This window comes from Macrococcus carouselicus (assembly GCF_004359515.1).
GTDB classification, from domain to species: domain Bacteria; phylum Bacillota; class Bacilli; order Staphylococcales; family Staphylococcaceae; genus Macrococcus; species Macrococcus carouselicus.
Window position 1 is genome coordinate 122,767 of record NZ_SCWD01000001.1, and the last position, 15,555, is coordinate 138,321.

The window sequence follows — 15,555 nt, forward strand, 5'->3', positions numbered from 1 at the left end:
GTAGACTAATGAGAAAACCAATTATTGCAGGTAACTGGAAGATGAACAAGACAGTAGCAGAAGCAAAACAGTTTGTACAGAACTTACCGACATTACCTTCAACTGAAGAAGTGGACACAGTAATCTGTGCGTCCGCTATTCATCTTGATGCATTAATCAGTGCTGATGTTGAAGGTCTTCATATCGGTGCTCAGAATGCCTATTTTGAAGAGAGTGGTGCATTCACTGGAGAGACAAGCCCTCAGGCACTCAAAGACTTGGGCGTTGAATATGTAGTACTGGGTCATTCAGAACGTCGTGAGTATTTCAGTGAGACAGACGAAGATGTAAACAAAAAAGCGCTTGCCGTCTTCAGAAACGGGATGACTCCTATCATCTGTGTCGGTGAAACATTAGAACAGCGTGACGCAGACGAATTTGAAACGGTGATCGGTCAACAGGTATCTGCTGCACTGCAGGGCTTCACAGAAGAACAGGTGAGGCAGGCTGTCGTTGCCTATGAACCAATCTGGGCAATCGGTACCGGTAAATCTGCGACTTCACAGGATGCACAAGATAGCTGCCAGTTTGTCCGTTCAGTTGTAGAGAAGGACTTCTCGAAAGAAGCGGCAGAAGCCGTCCGTATTCAGTACGGGGGCTCCGTGAAACCTGAAAATATTAAGGAATATATGGCTCAGCCTGATATCGACGGTGCATTAGTCGGCGGTGCTTCTCTTGAAGTGGATTCATTCGTAAAATTGTTAGAAGGTGCTAAGTAATGACAGAACCAACGGCTCTTATTATATTGGACGGGTTCGCTAATCGCGATGAAGTGAAAGGGAATGCAGTCAAACAGGCCCATAAACCCAATTTCGACCGTTATTATAATCAGTTCCCGCATAATCAGCTCAGCGCATGTGGACTGGATGTAGGCCTTCCTGAAGGGCAGATGGGTAACTCAGAAGTGGGACATCTGAATATCGGTGCTGGCCGCATCGTCTATCAGAGTCTGACACGCATCAACAAATCTATCGAGGACGGTGACTTCTTCAAGAATGAAGTGCTGCTTGAGACGATGAAACATGTGACGGAACACGAAAGTGCTCTGCACTTAATGGGTTTACTCTCTGACGGCGGCGTCCACAGCCACTATAAACATCTCTTTGCTTTACTCGAGATGGCGAAAGTTCAGGGTGTTAAACGTGTCTATGTGCATGCATTTCTCGATGGCCGTGACGTCGGTCAGGAAACAGCTCTTCAGTATATCGAAGAGACCGAAGCAAAGTTCAGAGAGCTCGGTATCGGTCAGTTCGCTTCAGTATCAGGTCGTTATTATGCGATGGACCGTGATAAACGCTGGGAACGTGAGCAGATGGCATACGATGCAATGACTTATGGTAAGGGCAAGGAATATCAGACAGCGGCTGAGGGCGTTAAAGCAAGTTACGCTGAGGGTGTAACGGATGAGTTCGTCATTCCTTTTGTTGTTAAAGACCACGAAGCTTACCACGAGAATACAGGTGTCAATGACGGTGATGGCATGATCTTCTTCAATTTCCGCCCTGACCGTGCAGCCCAGCTTTCAGAAGTCTATACAAATGAAGAATTTGTCGGATTTGAGATGGACCGCCGCTTAATCGGTATTAAATTTGTGACTTTCACAAAATACAGCGATACGGTGAAGGCGGATGTGGTTTTCGAAAAAGAGAACTTAGTGAACACAATCGGTGAAGTTGTTGCTGATGAAAACAAGAAGCAGCTGCGTATCGCTGAGACTGAGAAATACCCGCACGTCACTTATTTTATGAGTGGCGGCCGTAACGAAGAGTTCGCAGGTGAACACCGCGTACTGATCAATTCGCCGAAGGTGGCAACATATGACTTGAAGCCTGAAATGAGTGCGTATGAAGTGAAAGACGCTTTAATCACCGAGCTTGATAAGCAAGATCTCGACCTGATCATTCTGAATTTTGCTAATCCTGATATGGTCGGACATAGCGGTATGCTTGAACCGACAATCAAGGCGATTGAAGCGGTAGATGAGTGTCTGGGTGCTGTTGTTGACAAGATTCTTGCACAAGGCGGACGCGCGATCATCACAGCTGATCACGGGAACTCTGACGAAGTGGTCACGATGGACGATAAACCAATGACTGCTCATACCACTAATCCTGTGCCTGTGATTGTGACAGATGAGTCCGTGAAGCTCCGTGATGGCGGCCGTCTTGCTGATTTAGCACCGACGTTACTTGATATGATGGGTATTAAGCAGCCGGTAGAGATGACCGGTGAATCACTTATCATCAAGTAAATGATATTAGTTGATTAAATACAGTGAATACTCAATAATATAAGAGAAAATACATTCAAAGGAGTTTTAACTATGCCAATTATTACAGACGTATACGCACGTGAAGTCCTTGACTCACGTGGTAATCCGACAATCGAAGTAGAAGTATTAACTGAAAGCGGCGCATTCGGTCGTGCACTTGTACCATCAGGTGCATCAACGGGTGAACATGAAGCGGTTGAATTACGTGACGGCGACAAAGAACGCTATTCAGGTAAAGGTGTAGAAAAAGCTGTTGAAAATGTAAACGAAATTATTGCACCAGAAATCATCGAAGGAGAGTTCTCAGTGCTCGAGCAGGTCTCTCTTGATAAGATGATGATTGCTTTGGACGGAACACCTAACAAAGGCAAACTGGGCGCTAATGCCATTCTCGGTGTCTCTATGGCTGTTGCGCGTGCAGCGGCTGACTATTTAGGTCAACCCCTGTATAAATATTTAGGCGGCTTCAACGGCGTACAATTACCAGTGCCGATGATGAATATCGTTAACGGTGGTTCTCACTCAGATGCACCGATCGCATTCCAGGAGTTCATGGTATTACCAGTCGGCGCTGAAACATTCAAGGAAGCATTACGCTGGGGCGCTGAAATCTTCCACAACTTAAAATCAATCCTTAAAGAACGCGGACTTGAAACATCAGTCGGGGACGAAGGTGGATTCGCACCGCGTTTCAAAGGAACTGAAGACGGTGTTGAGACAATCTTGGAAGCTATCAAAAAATCAGGGCTTGAACCGGGTAAAGATGTCTACCTTGGATTTGACTGTGCCGCTTCTGAGTTCTACGAAGACGGCGTATATAACTATGCGAAGTTCGAAGGGGAAGGCGGCGCGAAACGTTCTTCTGCTGAACAGGTTGATTACTTGGAAGAGTTAGTAAACAAATATCCGATCATCTCCATTGAAGATGGTATGGACGAAAACGACTGGGACGGCTGGAAGCTCCTTACTGACCGCCTGGGCGATAAAGTTCAGCTTGTCGGTGATGATCTGTTCGTTACAAATACTGAAATTCTGGCACGTGGAATCGAACAGGGGGTCGGTAACTCGATTCTGATCAAAGTCAACCAGATCGGTACCCTGACAGAAACATTCGAAGCCATCGAAATGGCTAAAAAAGCTGGTTACACTGCTGTTGTCTCTCACCGTTCAGGTGAGACAGAGGACACGACAATTGCTGACATCGCTGTTGCGACAAATGCAGGCCAGATCAAAACAGGTTCATTATCAAGAACTGACCGTATTGCGAAATACAACCAGTTACTTCGTATTGAAGATGAGTTATATGAAACAGCTAAGTTTGAAGGACTCAAATCTTTCTACAACTTAAATAAATAGTTGATAAGCTGAGGACACGGGACGCCGTGTCTTCTTTTTGTTGTTGTTTCTTTTTTCTCTCATTCGTGGTAAAATGGAACGAGTCATTATTAGTAGGAGGACCCTCTATGCATACAGCCCTTACGGTTTTACTCGTCATCGTCTGCATCGGATTGATTACGGTTGTTTTACTGCAGGAAGGTAAAAGTAATGGATTATCCGGCGCTATCAGTGGTGGTGCGGAAACTTTATTCGGCAAACAGAAGACACGCGGTGTTGATCTGATTTTACTGCGTACAACCATTGTGCTGTCAGTGTTATTCTTCTTAATTATGCTGGCGCTAACTTATTTCAACATGTAAACGATAAGTCCGGTGGGTTCACCGGACTTTTTTATTTTGAATCGGCGCCAAAAACACATACAATAGAAGTAATACATTAAAAGGAGTTATCACCATGAAAATTCGATTACCTGAACCCTTTTTCTTTGAGGAAGGGCCAAGAGCAGTGCTCCTGCTGCACGGATTCACCGGCAATTCTTCTGACGTCAGACAGCTGGCGCGTTTTCTGCAGAAGAAAGGGTATACGTCTTATGCACCGCATTATGAGGGGCACGGGGTACCGCCGGAAGAACTGCTGAACTCAAGTCCGCATGTCTGGTGGGGACAGGTTCTCGAGGCATACGATTTCCTGCAAGACAAAGGGTACAGTGAGATTTCAGTTGCCGGTCTGTCACTCGGTGGAGATTTCGCGCTCAGACTCAGTCAGAATCGTGATGTGAACAGTGTTGCGACGATGTGTTCACCGATGTATATCAAGACAACTGGCAATATGTTTGAAGGTGTACTGGAATATGCACGAGAATTCAAGAAACGTGAAGGTAAAGATGGTGCTCAGATTGAGCGTGAGATGGCGGCGTTTCAACCCACTGAGCTGCTCGAAGATCTGCAGCAGACGATCAAGAAAGTAAGAGAGTCCGTTGATAATGTCTTCGCACCGCTGTTTGTAGCACAGGGTAGACTTGACACGATGATCAACCCGGACTCAGCGAATATCATTTACGAAGAATCCTCAAGTGACAAGAAGGAAATTCACTGGTATGAGCAATCAGGCCATGTCATCACTATAGATAAGGAAAAAGAACAGCTCTTTGCAGATTATTTTGCATTTTTAGAAGGGCTGGAATGGTCTCACTAAAGAGAGGAGAAGACTATGACATTAACGAATAATTTATTAAATATATTTCAGGCAAGAAAACAGGAGGCACTGTCAATCAGTGAGATTGAACAGGCACTGAATCTGACATCAGCTGATGAGTTTAAAGCACTGGTCAAAGAACTTGTTGAACTGGAGCAGAAGGCTAAGATCAGACGCACGAAAGAGGACCGCTATATCCTGAATGATTCTGACCTTGTTGAAGGGATTGTCAGTCAGAACAAAAAAGGATTCGCATTTGTAAGACCCACTACTGAAGGTATCGAGGATATCTTTATCCCGCCGAACGCCATCAATCAGGCGATGGACGGTGATACGGTTATCGTCAAAGTCTCAAAAGGACGTGACGGCCGCGAGGAAGGCGTGATCAAGGAGATCAAGAAACGTGCCATCACCCAGGTGGTCGGGACTTATACGGAAGCGAAGCATTTCGGCTTTGTACTGCCGGATGACAAACGTATCACACAGGATATCTTCATTCCGAAGAACCGCAATCTGGGCGCCGTGGAAGGTCATAAAGTACTGGTTGAGCTGACGGCTTACCCTGACGGCACAAGCAATCCGGAAGGGCATGTGACAGCAATCCTCGGGCATAAGAACGACCCGGGCGTGGATATTCTGTCCATCATCTATCAGCATGGCATCAATATTGACTTTGCACCGGATGCCATTAAGGAGGCGGAGCAGGTACCGGATGAAATCAGTGAATCTGAGATCAGAGGACGCCGTGACCTGAGAAACAAGCTGACGATCACGATCGACGGTGCAGATGCGAAGGACCTGGATGATGCGATCAGCATTGAACGTAAGGGTGAAAACTATGTGCTGACGGTCAGTATCGCTGACGTCAGTCATTATGTGACTGAAGGCTCAGCCCTTGACAGAGAAGCTTATGAGCGCGGAACAAGCGTCTACCTGGTTGACCGCGTGATTCCGATGATTCCGCACCGCCTGTCAAATGGTATCTGTTCGCTTAATCCGCATGCAGACCGTCTGACGATGAGCTGTGAGATGGAGATCGATCCGTCAGGTCAAGTCATCCGTCATGATATTTATGACAGTGTGATCTATTCCGATGAACGGATGACCTATCGTGACGTCAATGCGATTTTAGACGGCGATAAGGAACTTCGCGATAAGTATGCGCATATCGTGCCGATGATTGAGGACGCGCAGGCACTGAATACCGTTTTAGTGGCTATGCGTAAGCGTCGCGGCGAAGTCGACTTCGACTTCAAGGAAGCAAAAATTCTCGTGAACGAAGACGGTGTCCCTTATGATGTCGCCATCCGTGAACGCGGTAAAGGTGAACGTCTCATTGAGTCATTCATGCTGGCGGCCAATGAGACAATCGCAGAACACTTCAGTAAGATGAAAGTCCCGTTCATCTACCGAATCCACGAGGAACCGAAAGCTGATAAGATTAAACGGTTCTTCGAGTTCATCGCGAACTTCGGTATATTAGTGCGCGGGGGAACAGAGAACATCCATCCGAAGACTCTGCAGTCTATCGCGAAGGAGATCAAAGGGAAACCAGAAGAGATGGTCATTTCAACGCTTATGCTTCGCAGCATGCAGCAGGCGAAATACTCTGAGCAGTCTCTCGGTCACTTCGGTCTGTCCGCTGAATACTATACGCACTTCACATCACCGATCCGACGTTACCCTGACCTCATTGTCCATCGACTGATCCGTAAATACCTTATTGAGAAATCGATGGATGAACAGGCGCAAGATAAATGGGAAGAGATGCTGGTCGAAATCAGCGACCATACATCCAAACGTGAACGCCGCGCAGTTGATGCAGAGCGCGATACGGATGATCTGAAGAAAGCGGAATATATGCTGCAGCATGTCGGAGAGGAATTCGAGGGCATCATTTCATCAGTTGCGAACTTCGGTATGTTCGTCGAGCTTGAGAATACGATTGAAGGCATGGTTCACAATTCGAATATGACCGATGATTACTACAACTTCGACGAGCGCCAGATGGCACTGATCGGCGAGCGTGGCGGCAAGGTCTTCCGTATCGGCGATAAAGTGAAGATCAAGGTGCTCAGCGTCAATATCGACGAGCGCATGATTGACTTCAGTATCGTCGGCATGGAACCGCGACAAGTCGAACGTAAATCCCGTGGTACTGTCATCCGCACCGAGAAAAAGGATGGCGGGGACGACCGTAAGCCCCGTGGTAAAGGACGCGGCAAAGGTAGAAGTAATAGTCGTGGCAGCAGCGACAATAAAAAACCGTTCTATAAATCAAAAGCGGTGAAGAATGCAGGGCGCGGCAAGAAGAAATAGAGGTGAGATAAATGCCAAAAGGTGACGGTAAAACACTCGCACAGAACAGAAAGGCGAGTCATGACTATACGATAGAAGAGACGATAGAAGCGGGCATTGAGCTGAAAGGAACAGAAATCAAATCCATCAGACGCGGCAGTGCGAATCTCCGTGATTCATACGCCCGTGTCTATCAAGATGAGATGTATGTCTACAATATGCATATCGCGCCCTACGAAGAAGGGAACCGTTTCAACCATGATCCGCTTAGAACACGTAAACTTCTGCTTAAACGCAAGCAGATTGACAAACTCTTCGGAGAATCACGGGAAAAAGGCTATGCCCTTATTCCACTGAAACTCTACATCAAGAATGGCTACTGCAAGATGCTCTTAGGTCTCGCCAAAGGTAAGAAGGACTATGACAAACGTCATACCTTAAAAGCGAAGGAAGCCAAACGTGAGATGGACCGTGCGATGAAAGGGAAATACTAGATGGACCGCGGTGCAGAACAGTTGCACCGCAGTTCCTTATTTGTTATATTATATGTTGCTAGTTAAAAATAATGATTACTTATCCAGGGGACGTTACGGATTCGACAGGGGTCACTTGGGTTGGTATAGCGTGCCGGAGGGTTGTCTCCGTATCAACACAACAGTTATAATAACTGGCAAAACAAACAACTTCGCAGTAGCTGCCTAATCGCACTCTGCACCTCTCTCAAGCATCGCCTATGTGCCTGATGCAGAGGTTCAACCTTAAGTAGGATACGACTGACACTTCCGCCTGGAGTCTGTCAGTAAGAGGTCAATCGGGCTAGTCATTAAGTAGGTTGTCCATTGTCAGCTTAATGATGAAACCTTAACAATGCGACTACGCACGTAGAAGTATCAATTGCAGGATCTTTGGACGCGGGTTCGACTCCCGCCGTCTCCATACATACAGCAGCCGCTCATTTCGAGCGGCTGTTTTTTATATTACCCCATACGAAAAATGACGATATACTTGACGTATACGACAAAAGAAATGGTGATGGATCAGCTGGACAATCTGTCTCAGCCCCTTATCATATGATTGGTGGAATAGGTAATGAATATTCAGTTGACCCGATAAATGACGTCAATCAGCAAGCATTGTCTGGCGTCTGGAACATTGTTCCGGACTCTTCTTTTATCCGTTTACTTCCTGTCTTTGAATGGTATATATTTATAATGAGGACGGAGGGAACGTTATGGAAAATGTAAATGTAAAACCGAAGATTGTAGTCACACTGTCCGCGGCCAAGAATCAGTGGGACGACCTGTACAAGAAAATAGAGGATAATGAGCTGTATATCGATATCATTGAATACAGAGCTGACTTATGTGACAGCCAGGAGGTGCCTGATTATGTAGAGGATATCAAGGCGTTGAAAGAGAAGTTCAACAGACTGCCGCTTATCTTCACCTATCGTACACGCGGTGAGGGTGGTCAAGGGAGTAAAGAACCCAATGACTATTATGAGCTCAATAAAGCGATAATCGAAGAGGAATGCATTGATATCATTGATATTGAGATGCTGCTCTACGAAGATCTGCGCGATGAACTGATTCAGCTGGCACGTGCTAAGGGGATACAGGTTCTGGTCTCTCATCATGAGATGGAGCATACGCCGAGCTTAAAAGAATTAAAGGCACTCTACCAGCATATGCAGCAACTGAATGTGGATTACAGTAAACTTGCCGTCATGCCGGAAGACGGCCGTGATGTGCTGAAGCTCCTGACGGCAGTCTACGAAACAAAGCAGGATTCCCATCATCATATCGTCGGAATTGCCATGGGTGAACAAGGCAAACTCAGCCGTCTCGCAGGTGGCGCATTCGGTTCGGACCTGACTTATGGCCATATCGGACAGGAAGCAGCACCGGGTCAACTTCATGTACAGCAGCTGAAGTCCTTGATGGAAATCTATCAATAAACATTTTACAAAACGTCAAGCCTTCCCTATAATTGATAATAGTTATCAATTGGGAGGGTTTATTTTAATGGACTTTAATGAGCTGGTTAAGAATAGAAGAAGTATAAAGAAGTTTGAAGAGGATTATAAAGTAGATGATGCTGTCATTCAGGAGGCGATCGAACTGGCAGCTTATACACCTAATCATGGGATGCGTGAACCGTGGCGCGTCATCTGGGTGAAGAAAGAGCGTCTTGCTGATTATGGACGTCTGTTCGCTGAAGTGAACTTTAAAAATGATGTCATTAAAATGCAGAACTATATTGAAATGGTACAACGACTCGGCGGGATTCTTATTATCGCAGGACCTGTTGACCGCAGACAGAAGCAGCGTTTTGAAGATGTTCTGGCAGTCGGTGGCTATATGCAGACCTTATCACTCGCGCTCTTCAGCAGCGGGGTCGGTAGCTGTATCAAAACACCCGCGACTATCTTTGAGCCTGCATTCAACGACGGCCTGAACATTCATGCAGGTGAAATGGTATATGGCATGGTCTACCTCACGGCCTTACCAGCAGAAACCGAAGTAAAAGTGCGTCAGAATACTGATCTGATAAGTGAGTTCTAATGCAGATAAACGATACCATATAAAAAAGCCGGCATAGCCGGCTTCAATTATTTCTGGATATGTTCTGCAAGGAATGCTTTGACTTCTTCAGGCGTCTTAGCATTTGCTGAATGAAGATGCGCCTGTTTCTCACCATTCCTGAAAATCAGTAAACTTGGAATACCCATGACATCATTTTCAGTTGCTGCTTCTGGTACTTGATCACGATTGATTTTATACCAGGTGATATCATGATATTCGTCAACAATCGGATCGATCCAGTAGTCCATACGTGAGCAGTCCGGGCACCAGTCTGCAAAAAACTTAACGATAATCTGTTCGTCCTGATTGATGATTTCCTCAAATTCTGCATATTGACTTATTGTTCTCATAGTCATACTCCTCTTTTTATATTTATAAGTATTATATACCATCATATAGAGAAAAATAAACGAAGAGTACCTTATAACTATTTGTCGTATTGTCAAAATATTGGTACTATTGAATTATATCAATTATGGAGGACGAGTATGCTTAAATTTTATCAGTTACCGAATTGTTCAACCTGCAAAAAGGCAGCACAGTTTCTGACAGAGCACGGCGTCAGTTTTGAGCCGATTAATATTGTAGAACTTACACCGACTGCTGACGCCCTGAAAAAGTTTGTCGCAGATACAGGTGTTGATATCAATCAGTTATTTAACCGTCAGGGAGTGAAGTTCCGCGAGCTTGAATTGAAAGACAGACTGGAAACGTTATCAGAGACAGAGAAGTTCGAACTTCTTGCTTCTGACGGCATGCTGATCAAAAGACCGCTTGCTGTGAATGGCAAGCAGCTGACGCTTGGTTTTAAGGAAGATGAATATCGCAGTACCTGGTTATAAAAAAGTTGAATAAGCGCGGTTGCTATGTCATTATTAGAGGGTAATCATTATTAGGAGGGGATTTTTGTGGCAACTCTTGAAGGCTTAAAATATTCTAAAGATCATGAATGGGTAAAATCAGAAGGAAACGTAAAAACAATCGGTATCACAGACTTCGCACAATCAGAACTTGGCGATATCGTATTCGTTGAACTTCCAGAAGTAGGCGACGAAATTTCAGCAGGTCAGCCCTTCGGTAGCGTAGAGTCAGTTAAAACTGTTTCAGAATTATATGCGCCGCTTAGCGGTAAAGTCGTAGAAGTGAACAGTGAACTCGAAGATTCTCCAGAATTCGTGAATGAATCTCCATATGAAAATGCCTGGATGATCAAAGTAGAAACTGAAAATGACGACGAAGTAAATGAGTTACTTGACCAAGCTCAATATGATGAAATGATTAACGCTTAAGTGCTATAATTTCCTTGATAATACATTTATCAGGGAATTTTTTTATGACTGCATATGAAAAGGTGATGAAAATGTCTGTAATCAGTAAGGTCATAGTTGTGGAAGGCAAGTCTGACAAGATGAAGTTACAACAAGTTTTATCTGAACCTGTACATATCATCTGCACGAACGGTACGATGGGTATCGGCAAGATGGATGCGCTGCTCGATGAACTGGCAGGTCATACTGTGTATGTCATGACCGATGCGGACAAAGCGGGTAAGAAGATCCGCAGCTGGTTCAAGCGCCATCTCAGTGAAAGCAAACATATCTACATCGATCCGACATACGGTGAAGTCGGTCGCTGTCCGGTCGATTACCTGGCCAAGAAGTTAAATAAACACGAGTTTGAAGTGAAGGGTCTGGATAATGAAGATGAACATCAGAAAGTATTTGCCTTCAGCCCCGTCTGGTGATTTCATTGTCTTCGGCTACACACCGCTTTGTGGCACATGTAAGGTAGCTGAACGCATGGTGGATATCCTGCCTGGTCTGACAGGCCTTGAAGTGATGAAGATTAATCTGAACTACGAAGAAGCATTGACTCAGGCCTACCAGCTGATGAGTGTGCCGGTCCTGCTGATTATCCGAGAAGGCCAAGTGGTTGAAATCGTCTACAGGTTTGAATCGGTGACGAATATTTATGAAATTATCCGGAAAGTGTTGACGATTCAGTCTATGTAGTCTAATATGAAAAACAATTGAATATAACTCTTATCAAGAGAGGTGGAGGGATGTGCCCGATGAAGCCCGGCAACCGTCGTATGACATGGTGCCAATTCACATAAAGCGGATGCTTTAGAAGATGAGAGACGAATATACGTGTGCGTCTTTCTCTTTTACCGGGAAAGACGCTTTATTCATTTAAAGGAGGTATGTAATCAAGTGATTACGTTAAATCAAGTTGTCAAACAGTTCGCAACTAAAAAAGGGACTCTGACCGCCGTTGATCATGTTAATATGACGATTAACGAGGGTGATATATATGGGGTCATCGGATTCTCCGGTGCAGGTAAAAGTACGCTGATTCGTATGTTCAATGGTCTTGAGAAACCTACGTCCGGTGATGTGATAGTTGGCGGAGACCATATCGCTTCTCTCAGTCCGAATGACTTAAGGAAGAAACGGCAGAAAATCGGTATGATCTTCCAGCACTTCAATCTGCTGTGGTCACGTACAGTCTTCGATAATATCGCTTTTCCTCTCGAGATTGCCGGGGTATCAAAGGCAGACCGTACAGCCCGTGTCAACGACCTGATTCGCATGGTCGGTCTTGAGGGTCGTGAGAATGCCTATCCGTCTCAGCTATCAGGTGGTCAGAAGCAGCGGGTTGGTATTGCGCGCGCTCTGGCAAACAGTCCGACTGTCTTGCTATGTGACGAAGCGACAAGTGCACTTGATCCGCAGACGACGGATGAGATTCTCGAGTTACTTGTCAATATTAACAAAGAGCTGAAGCTGACCATCATTCTTATCACCCACGAAATGCAGGTCATCCGCAAAATCTGTCATCAGGTCGCTGTCATGGAGAACGGCCGCGTCGTGGAACAGGGACCTGTGATGCAGGTCTTCGAGAACCCACAGTCATCAGTCACACAGCGTTTCGTCAAAGATGACCTTAAGGATACTGAAGTCGATGCCTCCATCACTGAGATTATGGCAGCCTATCCGACCGGTTCAATTCTAAGACTGAAGTTTGTCGGTTCTACAACAGGTCAGCCGATCGTCAGTAAGATGATCCGCAAATATAATCTGGATATGAATGTGCTGGCCGGTAACATCAAGCATACTCAGAACGGTTCATTCGGTCATCTGCTTGTCCATATACCACAGCTTGATGTGCAGACCGATCTCATGTTCAAGGAATTAGGCGAGCACGGCGTACAGGTGGAGGTAGAAAGACATGGATAACACATTGATGGATACTTTAAGAGAAATGTTCAGCTTTGAGAATGTGGTCTGGCCGGATGTCTGGGTGGCGGTCTATGAAACCCTCTATATGACCATCATTTCAGCTGTCTTCACTTTTATATTTGGACTGATCATCGGCACGGCGCTCTTCCTCGCCTCAAGAAGTAAGTCACGAGGGGCAAAAATTTTCTATAATATCATGGCATTCTTCGTCAACTTGTTCCGAGCGATTCCCTTTATCATCCTGATTCTGCTCCTTATTCCCTTCACGAATGTACTGATGGGCACTATTAGTGGTGTGAAAGGGGCGCTCCCCGCACTTATCATCGGCGCTGCGCCGTTCTATGCACGTCTCGTTGAAATCGGTATGAAAGAAATTGATAAAGGGGTCATTGAAGCCGCTGAGGCTATGGGTGCAAGCAGGTGGACGCTCATCTGGAAAGTGCTCTTAAGAGAGTCCATGCCAGCACTCATTTCAGGTATTACAGTGACGACGATCTCACTTGTCGGGGCAACAGCAATCGCTGGTGTCATCGGTGCAGGGGGTCTCGGTAACCTTGCCTATCTCGTCGGTTTCACCCGCAGTCAGAATGACGTCATTCTCGTATCAACCGTCTTCATTCTGCTCATCGTCTTTGCTATTCAGTTTATCGGTGACTATCTTGCGAAACGCACGGATAAGCGTTAATCAAACATAAAAAGGAGAAATCAAAATGAAAAAATTATTCATCTTAGCTTTAACAGTTTTATTCGCTGTCGTCCTGACAGCATGTGGTTCTGACTCAAAGGACAAAAAATCTGACGACAAAACAATCACTGTCGGTGCATCACCAGCGCCGCACGCTGAGTTACTGGAACAGGTGAAACCGATTCTTGAAAAAGAGGGCTATAAACTCAGCGTGAAGATCATCAATGACTACACGACACCTAACCGCCTACTGAATGATGGAGAGCTGGATGCTAACTTCTTCCAGCATACCCCGTACCTAGACACTGAGAAGAAAGAAAAAGGCTACAAAATCCAGTCAGCAGGGAATGTTCATATCGAACCGATGGCGGTCTACTCAAAAAAATATAAATCACTTGAAGAATTACCTGAGGGTGCTGAAGTATTCGTCTCAAACAACCCGGCAGAAGAAGGACGATTCCTGTCATTTTTCACTGAAGCAGGTCTGATTAAACTGAAAGCGGGCGTTGATCCGGTTAAAGCAACATTCAAGGATATCGCTGAAAATAAAAAGAACATCAAGTTCAACAATAAACAGGCTGCAGAATTCTTGCCTAAAACATACAACAATGATGAAGGTGATGCAGTGATCATCAACTCAAACTTCGCACTTGATAACAAGCTGAACCCGGTTAAAGATTCTATCGCTTTAGAAGATAAAGATTCACCATACGCGAACCTGATCGCGGTGCAGGAAGGTCACAAAGATGACGCTAAAATCAAAGCGCTCGTAAAAGCCCTGCAGTCAGAAGAGGTACAGAAATTCATCGAGAAGAACTATGACGGTGCAGTGATTCCAGCTAAATAATGATATGAAAGGATTTTCTGATATCAGAAAATCCTTTTTTGCGTTTGTCGGTCATAGCTTCATCAAGTGGACAGCCGACTCGACATTTCTCATACCTGAAAAATCAATAGAAACACAAATAAGAAGTCACATGTATTCATAATCATTCTCAATTGCGTTATAATAGCTTCAGAAGTTTACTTTAAGGTCTTTGACCTTACTTTAAAGTTATTATAAACTAGAGAAGTATAATTAAATGATAAATATATCTGGAGGGAACACACATGGCATCAGTATTAGAGATTAAAGATTTACACGTTTCAATCGAAGGCAAAGAGATTTTAAAAGGTGTAAACTTAACCATTAAACAAGGCGAAATTCACGCGATCATGGGACCAAATGGTACAGGTAAATCTACTTTATCATCAGCAATCATGGGGCATCCTAAATATGAAGTCACTCAAGGTGAAGTGTTACTTGATGGTGAGAACGTTCTTGAGATGGAAGTCGACGAACGCGCGCAGGCAGGACTCTTCCTGGCGATGCAGTACCCATCTGAAATCTCAGGCGTGACTAACGCTGACTTCTTACGTTCAGCAATCAACTCTCGCCGCGCGGAAGGTCAGGAAATCAACTTGATGCAGTTCATCAAAAAAATGGACAAACAGATGGACTTCCTTGAAATGGATCCGGATATGGCAACGCGTTACTTGAATGAAGGTTTTTCAGGCGGTGAGAAAAAACGTAACGAAATCCTGCAGTTAATGATGCTGGAACCTAAGTTCGCTATTTTAGATGAAATCGACTCAGGCCTTGATATTGATGCACTTAAAGTCGTCTCTAAAGGAATCAACGAAATGCGCGGCGAAAACTTCGGCTGCTTAATCATCACTCACTACCAGCGTCTTCTTAACTACATCACGCCTGACCACGTTCACGTGATGATGCAGGGCCGTGTTGTTAAATCCGGCGGTGAAGAACTTGCTCAGCGTCTTGAAGCTGAAGGTTATGACTGGATCAAACAAGAATTAAACATTCAGGACGAAGCGGCTGAATAGTCTTTATTAAGGAGGAAC

General features: G+C 45.1%; 18 protein-coding genes, 1 other RNA gene and 1 riboswitch. Of the genes, 18 read left to right on the forward strand and 1 reads right to left on the reverse strand.

Annotated elements, in window-relative coordinates; genetic code table 11:
* Nucleotides 1-8: 8 nt before the first annotated feature.
* The 10 genes from tpiA (at nt 9) to ERX40_RS00695 (ending at nt 9,705) form a co-directional block, all read left to right on the forward strand.
* Nucleotides 9-758 (forward strand): triose-phosphate isomerase, encoded by a 750-nt coding sequence (tpiA, locus tag ERX40_RS00650; RefSeq protein ID WP_133416571.1) that lies wholly within the window; start codon nt 9-11, stop codon nt 756-758.
* Entirely contained in the window at nt 758-2,290 is a 1,533-nt protein-coding gene (gene gpmI / locus ERX40_RS00655) for a 2,3-bisphosphoglycerate-independent phosphoglycerate mutase (RefSeq protein WP_133416572.1), read from the forward strand. Before tpiA ends, gpmI begins: the two co-directional genes overlap by 1 nt.
* 72 nt (nt 2,291-2,362) lie before the next feature.
* Nucleotides 2,363-3,667: a surface-displayed alpha-enolase gene (eno, locus tag ERX40_RS00660; RefSeq protein ID WP_133416573.1), complete on the forward strand. Its 1,305-nt coding sequence runs from the start codon at nt 2,363-2,365 to the stop codon at nt 3,665-3,667.
* Nucleotides 3,668-3,774: 107 nt separating this feature from the next.
* The gene (gene secG, locus ERX40_RS00665; RefSeq protein ID WP_133416574.1) at nt 3,775-4,008 is read left to right on the forward strand and encodes a preprotein translocase subunit SecG; all 234 of its coding nucleotides are present in this window, start codon (nt 3,775-3,777) and stop codon (nt 4,006-4,008) included.
* Between the two features lie 94 nt (nt 4,009-4,102).
* A complete protein-coding gene (locus ERX40_RS00670) occupies nt 4,103-4,843 on the forward strand; it encodes an alpha/beta hydrolase (protein WP_133416575.1) in 741 nt (246 codons plus the stop codon).
* 15 nt (nt 4,844-4,858) lie between these two features.
* Nucleotides 4,859-7,162, forward strand: a complete 2,304-nt coding sequence (rnr, locus tag ERX40_RS00675; protein WP_133416576.1) for a ribonuclease R — start codon at nt 4,859-4,861, stop codon at nt 7,160-7,162.
* 11 nt (nt 7,163-7,173) lie between these two features.
* Entirely contained in the window at nt 7,174-7,635 is a 462-nt protein-coding gene (gene smpB / locus ERX40_RS00680) for an SsrA-binding protein SmpB (protein ID WP_133416577.1), read from the forward strand.
* Nucleotides 7,636-7,721: 86 nt separating this feature from the next.
* Nucleotides 7,722-8,080, forward strand: a transfer-messenger RNA (tmRNA) gene (gene ssrA, locus ERX40_RS00685).
* Between the two features lie 292 nt (nt 8,081-8,372).
* On the forward strand, nt 8,373-9,098 hold the full coding sequence (gene aroD / locus ERX40_RS00690) for a type I 3-dehydroquinate dehydratase (protein ID WP_165980608.1): 726 nt from the start codon (nt 8,373-8,375) through the stop codon (nt 9,096-9,098).
* Nucleotides 9,099-9,165: 67 nt separating this feature from the next.
* Nucleotides 9,166-9,705, forward strand: a complete 540-nt coding sequence (locus ERX40_RS00695; protein WP_133416579.1) for a nitroreductase family protein — start codon at nt 9,166-9,168, stop codon at nt 9,703-9,705.
* Between the two features lie 47 nt (nt 9,706-9,752).
* Here the strand turns inward: ERX40_RS00695 and ERX40_RS00700 are convergent, their stop codons facing one another.
* Nucleotides 9,753-10,076 (reverse strand): thioredoxin family protein, encoded by a 324-nt coding sequence (locus ERX40_RS00700; protein WP_133416580.1) that lies wholly within the window; start codon nt 10,074-10,076, stop codon nt 9,753-9,755.
* Between the two features lie 138 nt (nt 10,077-10,214).
* Here ERX40_RS00700 and ERX40_RS00705 point away from each other — a divergent pair, with 138 nt between their 5' ends.
* From ERX40_RS00705 to sufC, 8 genes are all read left to right on the forward strand, one after another.
* Complete coding sequence (locus tag ERX40_RS00705; RefSeq protein WP_133416581.1) at nt 10,215-10,568, forward strand: arsenate reductase family protein; 354 nt, start codon at nt 10,215-10,217, stop codon at nt 10,566-10,568.
* Nucleotides 10,569-10,634: 66 nt separating this feature from the next.
* Nucleotides 10,635-11,015, forward strand: a complete 381-nt coding sequence (gcvH, locus tag ERX40_RS00710; RefSeq protein ID WP_133416582.1) for a glycine cleavage system protein GcvH — start codon at nt 10,635-10,637, stop codon at nt 11,013-11,015.
* A 71-nt stretch (nt 11,016-11,086) separates the two neighbouring features.
* A complete protein-coding gene (locus tag ERX40_RS00715; protein WP_133417567.1) occupies nt 11,087-11,470 on the forward strand; it encodes a toprim domain-containing protein in 384 nt (127 codons plus the stop codon).
* Nucleotides 11,424-11,738, forward strand: a complete 315-nt coding sequence (locus tag ERX40_RS00720; protein WP_133416583.1) for a thioredoxin family protein — start codon at nt 11,424-11,426, stop codon at nt 11,736-11,738. Before ERX40_RS00715 ends, ERX40_RS00720 begins: the two co-directional genes overlap by 47 nt.
* A gap of 27 nt (nt 11,739-11,765) precedes the next feature.
* Nucleotides 11,766-11,866, forward strand: a riboswitch (SAM riboswitch).
* Between the two features lie 73 nt (nt 11,867-11,939).
* The gene (locus ERX40_RS00725; RefSeq protein ID WP_133416584.1) at nt 11,940-12,965 is read left to right on the forward strand and encodes a methionine ABC transporter ATP-binding protein; all 1,026 of its coding nucleotides are present in this window, start codon (nt 11,940-11,942) and stop codon (nt 12,963-12,965) included.
* Entirely contained in the window at nt 12,958-13,653 is a 696-nt protein-coding gene (locus ERX40_RS00730) for a methionine ABC transporter permease (protein WP_133416585.1), read from the forward strand. Before ERX40_RS00725 ends, ERX40_RS00730 begins: the two co-directional genes overlap by 8 nt.
* Nucleotides 13,654-13,678: 25 nt before the next feature.
* On the forward strand, nt 13,679-14,500 hold the full coding sequence (locus tag ERX40_RS00735) for a MetQ/NlpA family ABC transporter substrate-binding protein (RefSeq protein ID WP_133416586.1): 822 nt from the start codon (nt 13,679-13,681) through the stop codon (nt 14,498-14,500).
* A 263-nt stretch (nt 14,501-14,763) separates the two neighbouring features.
* The gene (gene sufC, locus ERX40_RS00740) at nt 14,764-15,537 is read left to right on the forward strand and encodes a Fe-S cluster assembly ATPase SufC (RefSeq protein ID WP_133416587.1); all 774 of its coding nucleotides are present in this window, start codon (nt 14,764-14,766) and stop codon (nt 15,535-15,537) included.
* The last annotated feature ends 18 nt before the right edge of the window (nt 15,538-15,555 follow it).

Excerpts from the sequence above, each read along its gene's own strand:
- ERX40_RS00735 (WP_133416586.1), top strand. The coding sequence starts at position 13,679 with ATGAAAAAATTATTCATCTTAGCTTTAACAGTTTTATTCGCTGTCGTC.
- ERX40_RS00730 (WP_133416585.1), top strand. The coding sequence starts at position 12,958 with ATGGATAACACATTGATGGATACTTTAAGAGAAATGTTCAGCTTTGAG.
- smpB (WP_133416577.1), top strand. The coding sequence starts at position 7,174 with ATGCCAAAAGGTGACGGTAAAACACTCGCACAGAACAGAAAGGCGAGT.
- aroD (WP_165980608.1), top strand. The coding sequence starts at position 8,373 with ATGGAAAATGTAAATGTAAAACCGAAGATTGTAGTCACACTGTCCGCG.
- gpmI (WP_133416572.1), top strand. The coding sequence starts at position 758 with ATGACAGAACCAACGGCTCTTATTATATTGGACGGGTTCGCTAATCGC.
- sufC (WP_133416587.1), top strand. The coding sequence starts at position 14,764 with ATGGCATCAGTATTAGAGATTAAAGATTTACACGTTTCAATCGAAGGC.
- ERX40_RS00715 (WP_133417567.1), top strand. The coding sequence starts at position 11,087 with ATGTCTGTAATCAGTAAGGTCATAGTTGTGGAAGGCAAGTCTGACAAG.
- secG (WP_133416574.1), top strand. The coding sequence starts at position 3,775 with ATGCATACAGCCCTTACGGTTTTACTCGTCATCGTCTGCATCGGATTG.
- ERX40_RS00705 (WP_133416581.1), top strand. The coding sequence starts at position 10,215 with ATGCTTAAATTTTATCAGTTACCGAATTGTTCAACCTGCAAAAAGGCA.
- ERX40_RS00700 (WP_133416580.1), bottom strand. The coding sequence starts at position 10,076 with ATGAGAACAATAAGTCAATATGCAGAATTTGAGGAAATCATCAATCAG.
- rnr (WP_133416576.1), top strand. The coding sequence starts at position 4,859 with ATGACATTAACGAATAATTTATTAAATATATTTCAGGCAAGAAAACAG.
- eno (WP_133416573.1), top strand. The coding sequence starts at position 2,363 with ATGCCAATTATTACAGACGTATACGCACGTGAAGTCCTTGACTCACGT.
- ERX40_RS00720 (WP_133416583.1), top strand. The coding sequence starts at position 11,424 with ATGAAGATGAACATCAGAAAGTATTTGCCTTCAGCCCCGTCTGGTGAT.
- ERX40_RS00695 (WP_133416579.1), top strand. The coding sequence starts at position 9,166 with ATGGACTTTAATGAGCTGGTTAAGAATAGAAGAAGTATAAAGAAGTTT.
- ERX40_RS00670 (WP_133416575.1), top strand. The coding sequence starts at position 4,103 with ATGAAAATTCGATTACCTGAACCCTTTTTCTTTGAGGAAGGGCCAAGA.
- tpiA (WP_133416571.1), top strand. The coding sequence starts at position 9 with ATGAGAAAACCAATTATTGCAGGTAACTGGAAGATGAACAAGACAGTA.